An 8,532-nucleotide genomic window follows, 5' to 3' on the forward strand; every position below is an offset into this window, starting at 1 on the left:
CTTCCGACAATTCCTACAAGGTGCACCGAACGCACCTCATGCACGACAGGGTTTTTCATGTCCTATCTCGCCGCTTCCGATCGCTACGACAACGCCACCTTTCGCCGCGTCGGGCGCAGTGGTCTCGTCCTGCCTGCCATTTCGCTTGGCCTCTGGCACAATTTCGGCGACGGAATTCCGCTCGACCGTCAAAAGGCAATGCTTTTCAAGGCTTTCGATCTTGGCATCACCCATTTCGATCTTGCCAATAATTACGGCCCGCCTCCCGGCTCGGCAGAACGCAATTTCGGCCAGATCCTGAAAAGCGATCTTGGTCGTTATCGCGACGAACTGATCATTTCCAGCAAGGCCGGTTGGGAAATGTGGTCCGGCCCCTATGGGCGCGGCGGCGGTTCGCGCAAGGCGATCCTTGCGAGCCTCGACCAGAGCCTGTCGCGCCTCGGCCTCGACTATGTGGATATTTTCTATTCACACCGTTTTGACGCCAATACGCCGCTGGAAGAAACGGCTGGCGCGCTTGCAAGCGCGGTCGAACAGGGCAAGGCGCTTTATGTCGGCATCTCGTCCTATTCTGCAGGCAAGACACGCGAAATCGCCAAAATCCTCGCTGCGCGCAACGTGCCGCTCTTGATCCACCAGCCGTCCTACAACCTGTTCAACCGCTGGATCGAAAAAGATCTTCTGTCGGCCACCGACGATGTCGGCGCAGGGGTCATCGCCTTCACGCCACTGGCGCAGGGTCTGCTGACCAATCGCTACCTCAACGGCATTCCGGCGGATGCGCGCATCAACCAGCCGGGCAATAAATCGCTGCGTCCGGTCCATCTGAGCGATGACAATATCGAGCGCGCCCGCAGTCTCAATGAAATCGCCAAGAAGCGCGGACAGAGCCTCGCTCAGATGGCGCTGGCCTGGGTGCTGCGCGATCCACGCGTGACCTCGGCGCTGATCGGCGCCAGCTCGCCAGAGCAGATTGTCGAAAACGTCAAGGCGCTGGAAAATCTCTCCTTCTCGGCAGACGAGCTGAAAGAGATCGATAAATATGCGGTCGAAGGCGGCGTGAACCTCTGGGAAAAGCCCGCGAACGACGAAGCGGTCTGATAGCCAACCACCTCAAGGAAAAGCCCGGTTCCGACCGGGCTTTTTGCTACTCGACCTTCAGGTCAAAGGCGGGATTGCTGCGCAACGTATTGCTGACGGTGCAGATTTCCTCAGCCAGTTCGGCGATGTGTTGTTTCTCTTCGGCTGAAAGATCGCCGTCGAAGTGAAACGCAATATGGAACCGCTCGATCCGCGACGGGCTTTCATGCGTCTTGTCGCCTGTGACCTCGACACGGACATCACCCAGCTTTTCGCGCAGGCCAAGCTTGCCCGCAGCGATCCGCGCGCTCAGCGCCATGCAGGCGGCGACTGATGCATAGAGTAGATCAAGCGGGTTGAAGCCCGGCTGGCTGACGCTCGTCACAAGCTCGACCTTGCCGCCCGTCGGCGTGGTGATCACCGGCAACCGGCCATCCGGCATTGCGGCAACCGCTCCCGTCTCGCGGGTTCTGACCTTGAGCTCGCTCATGAATTTCCTCGTTCAGTCGAAAACCTTCAGATAATCAATAGCCCGCGCCAGCCAGCAGCTGACCGAAACTGCGAAAATATCGCCCTTGTCATCACGACGGAAGACCAGCTTCCATTCGCCCGGCGACGGCGCATCCATCGAACGCTGTACCGGCAAAAGCCAGACATCGGAACCGACCGCATAAAGCGGATACATGTCACTTTTGCCAAGGAACCCTTCGAAAGCGCCATAAATCGCGCCACCTTCGGCCACGAGAAGAAGACTTGCGCCAAGCTCCTCACTGCGGAAACGTCCAAGAATGTCACGTTTGGCCTCGCCCGTCACACGATGCATGGTGAGGGAGAGATTTTCATCCGCACGAGTGAGATGGACCACATCGCCTTCGCGACGGATAGCCGTCGTGGATGAACGCGCTTCATCCTTGCTCACCACATCCATCACTTCCGGGCTGGTTCCAAAACGCGCCTTCATGCGCCCACGCCCGGCATCGTCAAGGCTCAGCACCAGACCGGTTTCGGCATCTAACCATGAGCCGAACCAGCCCGCATCGGCCTCAACGGGTTGCGATTCCGCCGATGACACACCGAGCGCGAGCTTCATCAGCTTCGCTGCAAGATCGGATGCACCGCCTTCAAAATTGAACATGGCGATGGTGGAAATCCGCTCATCGGCGCAATGCCAGCGCTGGCAGCGCCAACCGCGTAAAGCGCCGCCATGGCCGGTCAGCCGCTTGCCGCCCACCTCTTCGAATTTCAGGCCGAAGCCATAAGGGGCGGCTGCGCCATCGTTGAACGTCTGCGGTCCGCTCAAACGGCGATAAAGTCCGTTCGCGTCATCGCGTGTCGCGTCGATGAACTTTTCCCAGGCGATCATGTCGTCCAGCGAGGCGCAAATGCCCGCATCGCCCATCCAGTGAATGCGGTTGGTGGCGGGCAGAAACCCGCGCACCGTATCGCCCTCATAGCCGGTGCATTCGGTGAAAAGCGCCGTATCGGGAATGAGTTCCGCCGTCTTCATGCCAGCCGGTTGGAAAATCCGCGCTGCCAGAAGCTCGACCAGTGAACGGCCCGTATGGCTTTCGATCAGATCGGCCAGAATGCGGAAATTGCCATTGCAGTAGGAATAATGGCTGCCCGGCGCAAAATGCGTGGTTTTCAGGCCGCGCAGCAGTTTCTGGGCATCTTCGCCCAGAAACACGCCTTCCGGGTCGCCGCCGCACAGCACTGTTAGCGCCCAGTAATCACGCAGGCCCGACTGGTTGTTGCACAGGTCCCGCGCGCGCGGGCGTTCACCCACGAAATCGGCAAGATAAGTGCGAAGCGCATCGTCCAGCGCTTCCGGCTCGCCCACGCTGTCGAGAAGCACGCCGCAGGTGAATTGCTTGCTGACCGAACAGATCGGCATCCGCGTTTGCGCCGTCATCGGCTGGCGCGTGCGCAGATCGGCAAAGCCCCACGCATGGCTGATGACAACTTCGCCATCCTTGACGACGGCGACGACACCGCCCGGCCCCTTATAGTTCTGCGGAATAGTATCGACGAAGGCGCGAAGGGCGGGAAGATCGAGATGCGGCATGATGGAACTCGGACGACTCAGATGAAAATCAACAGCCGTCAGGAGGCATCATTTCAGCCGATCAATCAAGGCCATGGCCGCGTGCGGATTATGCGCCTTATAGCCGCTGATGACATAGAGATAGACATCGCGCGCTATATTATCGGCCACCGGCGGCGTGACGGTTTTCAGCCCGTCCGGCTTCTGGCCTTCGGCAATCGCTTTTGCCCGCTTCGCCCACTGGTCGAGTTCGGCCTCGCTATAGCCAAGCGGCTCGCTTTCCTTGGTGCCCATGATGCGCAGATAGGCGAAAGGTGCCGTCATATCGGCAAATTGCGGAAATGCGCTATCGCCTGCAATAACCACCGCAACGCCATATTCCCGCAGAAGCGCTGTAAATTCCGGCACATTGAAACTGTCGTGGCGCACTTCCACCGCATGGCGCAGATCGCGCCCATCGAGACGTTTCGGCAGGAGTTTCAGGAAGGCCTCGAAATCCTTGGGATCGAATTTCTTCGTGCCCATGAACTGCCAGTTGACGACGCCAAGCTTCTCCTTCAGCTCCATCACGCCGCCGGTGAGAAAGCGCTCGATGCTTTCGCCCGCTTCCGCCAGCACGCGGCGATTGGTCGAAAAGCGGGGCGCCTTCAGCGAAAAGACAAAGCCTTCCGGTGTTTCGTCGTGCCATTTGGCGAAAGTCGTCGGCTTTTGCGGGCCGTAATAGGTGGAGTTGATCTCGATCGAGGTCATCTTGCTGGATGCGTATTCCAGCTGGCGCTTCTTCGCCAGTTTTTCGGGATAAAAGCTTTCATCCCACGGCTCGAACGCCCAGCCGCCAATGCCGACACGAATCTTGCCAGAGTTTGCTTGCGCCATCTTGTCCTCCCGACATGAGATCATCCGTTTTGGTCATCATGTTTAGTCTGTATTCGCGCCGGGGGCTATGCTGTTATGTCAGTAACCTACGGATCGCATGCCATCCAAACAAGAGACGAACAATCGTCCGCATTTTGAGAGTGAGGAAATGCATCAGATGACCAGCAAACCCAATACGCGTAACGGGGGCCAGATATTGGTAGACGCGTTGCGCATTCACGGCGTGGACCGTGTTTTCTGCGTTCCCGGAGAAAGCTATCTCGCCGCGCTCGACGCTTTTCACGATGTGCAGGATGAAATCGAACTGATCGTCTGCCGTCAGGAAGGCGGTGCTGCCTATATGGCCGACGCCCATGGCAAACTGACGGGTAAGCCCGGCATCTGCTTTGTCACCCGCGGACCGGGCGCGACCAATGCCTCTGTCGGCGTGCACACCGCGTTTCAGGATTCGACACCGATGCTGCTGTTCATTGGTCAGGTGGCCAGCGATCAGGTGGAACGCGAAGCCTTTCAGGAAGTCGATTACCGCCGCATGTTCGGCCAGATGGCCAAATGGGTGGTGCAGATCGACGATGCCGCCCGCATTCCTGAACTGGTCAGTCAGGCCTTTCATCGCGCCGTCAACGGACGCCCCGGCCCGGTGGTGATTGCCCTGCCGGAAGATATGCTGACATCTTATGCCGCCGTCAGCGATGCCCCGGCCTATAAGAAGGTCGAAATGCATCCGGGTCAGGACCAGTTGCAGGACATGGTGCAACTGATCGAAAAGGCCGAGCGCCCGCTGATGATCGTCGGCGGTGGCGGTTGGGACAGGCAAGCTGTGCGCGACCTGCAAACATTCGCTGAAAACATGCATCTGCCGGTGGCGGCTTCGTTCCGCTGTCAGGACATGTTCGACAACACCCATCCGCTTTACGCGGGCGAAATGGGCACATCGATCAGCCCGAAGCTTGCGCAGCGCGTGCGCGACAGCGACCTTCTCGTGGTGGTCGGCGCGCGGCTTGGCGAAATGACCACGCAGGGCTATGAGCTTGTCAGCATTCCGGTGCCGCAGCAAAAGCTGATCCACATCCATCCGGGTGCCGAAGAACTGGGCCGCGTCTATCACGCCGATCTGCCGATCAATGCCAGCATGCCGGCCTTTGCCCGCGCTGCATCAAAGCTTGCCCCCATCGCCGCACCGCGCAGCAAGGCATGGGCTGAGACGGCCAATGCCGATTATCGCGACAACATGAAAACGCCGGTCATACCGGGCGCGGTGCAGATGGGCGAAATCATGGAATGGCTGCGCGCGCATCTGCCAGCCGATGCCATCATCACCAATGGGGCTGGCAACTATTCCGCCTGGCCGCATCGATTTTATCAGTACCGCACCTATCGCAGCCAGTTGGCACCCACCAACGGTTCCATGGGCTATGGCGTTCCCGCTGCCGTGTCCGCCAAGCTGGCGGCGCCGGAGCGCACCGTCGTGGCCTTTGCCGGTGATGGCTGCTTCCTCATGAACGGTCAGGAACTGGCGACCGCCGCGCAATATAATGCGAAGGCGATTTTCGTCGTGGTCAATAACGGCATGTACGGCACCATCCGCATGCATCAGGAGCGCACCTATCCGGGCCGCGTTTCCGGCACAGGCCTCGCCAATCCCGATTTCGCAGCCCTCGCCCGGGCATACGGCCTGCACGGCGAAACGGTCGAAGCGACAGCCGATTTTGCAGCCGCTTTCGAGCGTTGCGAACAATCCGGCAAGCCCGCCTTGATCGAGATCCGCATCGATCCCGAAGCGCTTTCGCCAAAAATGTCACTGAGCCAGATGCGGGAACAAGGCCTCGCCAAGCAGAAATAATCCAAAGCCCCGGTTCGTCCGGGGCTTTCATTTTGCGCCTACGACTTTCGTCTGACTGGCAGATATTCCAGCTGGACTCGAACGTCGAAGCCCCGCATACCCACTTTACGTTGCGTAAAGTGGAGGGGGACCATGAACACGCTCAGTCTATCCATTATTTTGTTTGGTTGCATCGCTCTCGCCGTGGCGTGTTTTATCGCCTTTACGGGCGTCAATCTCTGACCGCAGGCAAAAGACTTTCGCCGAGAAAATCACCTGAGAAGTCCCGCACGGCGCGAACCATGAAATCGCTGATGACCCGGATACGCGGCGCTGCCATGACATCCACGTGGCAGCTCATCCAGTATTCGCGCTCCAGATGCATTTCGTGCGGCAGAACAGGCACCAGTTCGGGATGCTTGCTGGCTATGAAAAACGGCAGAACGCACAGGCCATAGCCGGTCTGCGTGGCGACAAGCTGCGCGTGAATGCTGGAGCTTTGATACGTGCAGCGCTGGCCCGGCAGGATCTCGCGCATGTAATCAAGGCCGGGCGTGAACACCATGTCCTCGATATAGCCGATGAAGGGATGGCGCGCCAAATCGTCCCTGCTGCGGATCGGCGGATGCCGGGCCAGATAGTCGCGATGGCCATAGATGAACAACCGGTAGGATGTGAGCTTCTCGCTGTGATAAGGCCCGTTGCGCGGCATATGCAGCGTAATCGACAGTTCCGCCTCGCGGCGCGAAAGCGACATGATCTGCTGGATCGTCACCACTTCCACGAACAGGCTCGGATAGGATTGCGCCAGAACCGGCAGGCGGTCGGCCAGAAAGAAATTGCCGAAACCCTCAAGCGTCGAAAGACGCACAACGCCCGACAGCGCCGCGAGATTGCCGGTGGCTTCGGTCTGGAACTTCATGGCCTCGCGTTCCATGATTTCCGCAGGCTCGACCAGACGTTCGCCCATCGGCGTCAGCAGATAACCACGCGGGTTGCGCTCGAATAATTTGGTGGCCAGCGCCTGTTCCAGCCGGTCGATACGGCGCAGCACCGTCACGTGGCTGGTGCGCAATTGCCGCGCCGCGGTGGAGAGCTGCCCCGTGCGCGCAACAGCCAGAAAATATTGCAGATCGTCCCATGTAAACTGCCGCACATACTGCTCCCTATAGTCTGCCCGCATTTTCCCTATGGCATCTGTACATTTATGAACAGACGCTGTTCAAAAATTGTTGTTCTTGTACGCATTTGTCAATGCTACCGTTCCAATCGAAAACCCGAATGGAGGAACATATCGGGCGGAAGCACAAAGATGATCGATCTGAGGAGGTCGGTCATCCTGTCTGGAAAAGGCCGCTTCTCTGGAGGATACCGTTCGATTTTGTCGAGGGGTCAAGGGAATTATTGGGAGGAGTATTTTATGAAGCGTCTTGCACTCGCAACGGCAGCACTGCTGGCTGCAACCGCCATCGCGTCGGCTGCGGAAATTTCCGATGGTAAAGTCAAGATCGGCATCTTGAACGACCAGTCGGGCGTCTATGCCGATTTCGGTGGCAAATGGTCTTATGAAGCGGCGAAGATGGCCGCCGAGGATTTCGGCGGCAAGGTGCTGGATGCGCCGATTGAAATCATCACCGCCGACCATCAGAACAAACCGGACGTCGCATCGAACATCGCGCGCCAGTGGTACGACACCGAACAGGTCGATTCCATCATGGAACTGACGACCTCGTCCGTCGGCCTCGCCGTACAGGCCTTGTCCAAGGACAAGAAGAAGATCACCATCAATACAGGTGCCGCCACTTCGGAACTGACCGGCAAGCAGTGCACGCCTTATGGCTTCCATTGGGCCTATGACACCCACGCGCTTGCGGTTGGCACCGGCGGTTCGCTCGTGCAGCAGGGCGGCGATACCTGGTTCTTCCTGACCGCCGATTACGCCTTCGGCTATTCGCTGGAAGAGCAGACCACGAAATTCGTGGAATCGAAGGGCGGCAAGGTGCTCGGTTCCGTCCGCCATCCGCTGTCCAACACGGATTATTCCTCCTTCCTGCTGCAGGCCCAGGCTTCAGGCGCCAAGGTTGTCGGCCTTGCCAATGCGGGTCTCGACACGTCGAACACCATCAAGCAAGCCGCAGAATTCGGCATCGTGGCCGGCGGCCAGCGCCTCGCCGCCCTGCTCTTCACCCTGTCGGAAGTGCACGGTCTCGGCCTCGAAGCCGCACAGGGCCTGACGCTCACCGAAGGCTTCTACTGGGATCGCGACGATGAATCGCGCGCCTTCGGCAAGCGCTTCTTCGACCGCACCGGCCGTATGCCGAATATGATCCAGGCGGGCACCTACTCTGCCGTCACACAATATCTGAAGGCGATCAAGGAAGCAGGCACGGATGAAACCGAAGCCGTCGCCAAGAAGCTGCATGAAATGCCGGTTGAAGACGTCTTTGCCCGTCACGGCAAGGTCGGCGCCAATGGACGCATGATCTATGACATGTATCTGATGGAAGTGAAGAAGCCGGATGAAAGCAAGGCGCCTTGGGATTATTATAAGGTGCTGGCAACCATCCCCGGCGATCAGGCTTACATGAAGCCTTCGGAAAGCGGCTGCCCTTTGGTCACGCAGTAAAGAGGCTTTTTGGATGACAGCTTCGACTGGCAATGTGACGGCTCTGCGTGAAGCAGGGCCGGCGACCTCGACTTCTCTATCGCG

7 protein-coding genes are annotated in these 8,532 nt (G+C 58.8%); 3 read left to right on the forward strand and 4 right to left on the reverse strand.

Annotated features, from left to right (window positions below; genetic code table 11):
• Positions 1–57 precede the first annotated feature (57 nt).
• Entirely contained in the window at positions 58–1,101 is a 1,044-nt protein-coding gene (gene mgrA, locus D8666_RS05390; protein WP_109369599.1) for an L-glyceraldehyde 3-phosphate reductase, read from the forward strand.
• Between the two features lie 46 nt (positions 1,102–1,147).
• Here the strand turns inward: mgrA and D8666_RS05395 are convergent, their stop codons facing one another.
• The 3 genes from D8666_RS05395 to D8666_RS05405 are packed head-to-tail and all read right to left on the reverse strand — an operon-like array spanning position 1,148 to position 4,000.
• On the reverse strand, positions 1,148–1,570 hold the full coding sequence (locus D8666_RS05395) for an OsmC family protein (RefSeq protein ID WP_109369600.1): 423 nt from the start codon (positions 1,568–1,570) through the stop codon (positions 1,148–1,150).
• Between the two features lie 12 nt (positions 1,571–1,582).
• Positions 1,583–3,145 (reverse strand): D-aminopeptidase, encoded by a 1,563-nt coding sequence (locus tag D8666_RS05400; RefSeq protein WP_121536614.1) that lies wholly within the window; start codon positions 3,143–3,145, stop codon positions 1,583–1,585.
• A gap of 48 nt (positions 3,146–3,193) precedes the next feature.
• The gene (locus D8666_RS05405) at positions 3,194–4,000 is read right to left on the reverse strand and encodes a DUF72 domain-containing protein (RefSeq protein ID WP_109369602.1); all 807 of its coding nucleotides are present in this window, start codon (positions 3,998–4,000) and stop codon (positions 3,194–3,196) included.
• A 157-nt stretch (positions 4,001–4,157) separates the two neighbouring features.
• Here D8666_RS05405 and D8666_RS05410 point away from each other — a divergent pair, with 157 nt between their 5' ends.
• A complete protein-coding gene (locus D8666_RS05410; RefSeq protein WP_109370287.1) occupies positions 4,158–5,843 on the forward strand; it encodes a thiamine pyrophosphate-binding protein in 1,686 nt (561 codons plus the stop codon).
• Between the two features lie 211 nt (positions 5,844–6,054).
• Here D8666_RS05410 and D8666_RS05415 read toward each other — a convergent pair whose 3' ends face one another.
• A complete protein-coding gene (locus D8666_RS05415; RefSeq protein ID WP_121536616.1) occupies positions 6,055–6,978 on the reverse strand; it encodes a LysR family transcriptional regulator in 924 nt (307 codons plus the stop codon).
• A 264-nt stretch (positions 6,979–7,242) separates the two neighbouring features.
• On the opposite strand from D8666_RS05415, the gene D8666_RS05420 reads away from it, so the two are divergent.
• On the forward strand, positions 7,243–8,448 hold the full coding sequence (locus D8666_RS05420) for an ABC transporter substrate-binding protein (RefSeq protein ID WP_109369604.1): 1,206 nt from the start codon (positions 7,243–7,245) through the stop codon (positions 8,446–8,448).
• Positions 8,449–8,532: the final 84 nt, after the last annotated feature.

This window comes from Ochrobactrum soli (assembly GCF_003664555.1).
GTDB classification, from domain to species: Bacteria; Pseudomonadota; Alphaproteobacteria; order Rhizobiales; family Rhizobiaceae; genus Brucella; species Brucella teleogrylli.

Coding starts and splice junctions, on each gene's coding strand:
- mgrA (WP_109369599.1), top strand. CDS start 58: ATGTCCTATCTCGCCGCTTCCGATCGCTACGACAACGCCACCTTTCGC.
- D8666_RS05395 (WP_109369600.1), bottom strand. CDS start 1,570: ATGAGCGAGCTCAAGGTCAGAACCCGCGAGACGGGAGCGGTTGCCGCA.
- D8666_RS05400 (WP_121536614.1), bottom strand. CDS start 3,145: ATGCCGCATCTCGATCTTCCCGCCCTTCGCGCCTTCGTCGATACTATT.
- D8666_RS05405 (WP_109369602.1), bottom strand. CDS start 4,000: ATGGCGCAAGCAAACTCTGGCAAGATTCGTGTCGGCATTGGCGGCTGG.
- D8666_RS05410 (WP_109370287.1), top strand. CDS start 4,158: ATGACCAGCAAACCCAATACGCGTAACGGGGGCCAGATATTGGTAGAC.
- D8666_RS05420 (WP_109369604.1), top strand. CDS start 7,243: ATGAAGCGTCTTGCACTCGCAACGGCAGCACTGCTGGCTGCAACCGCC.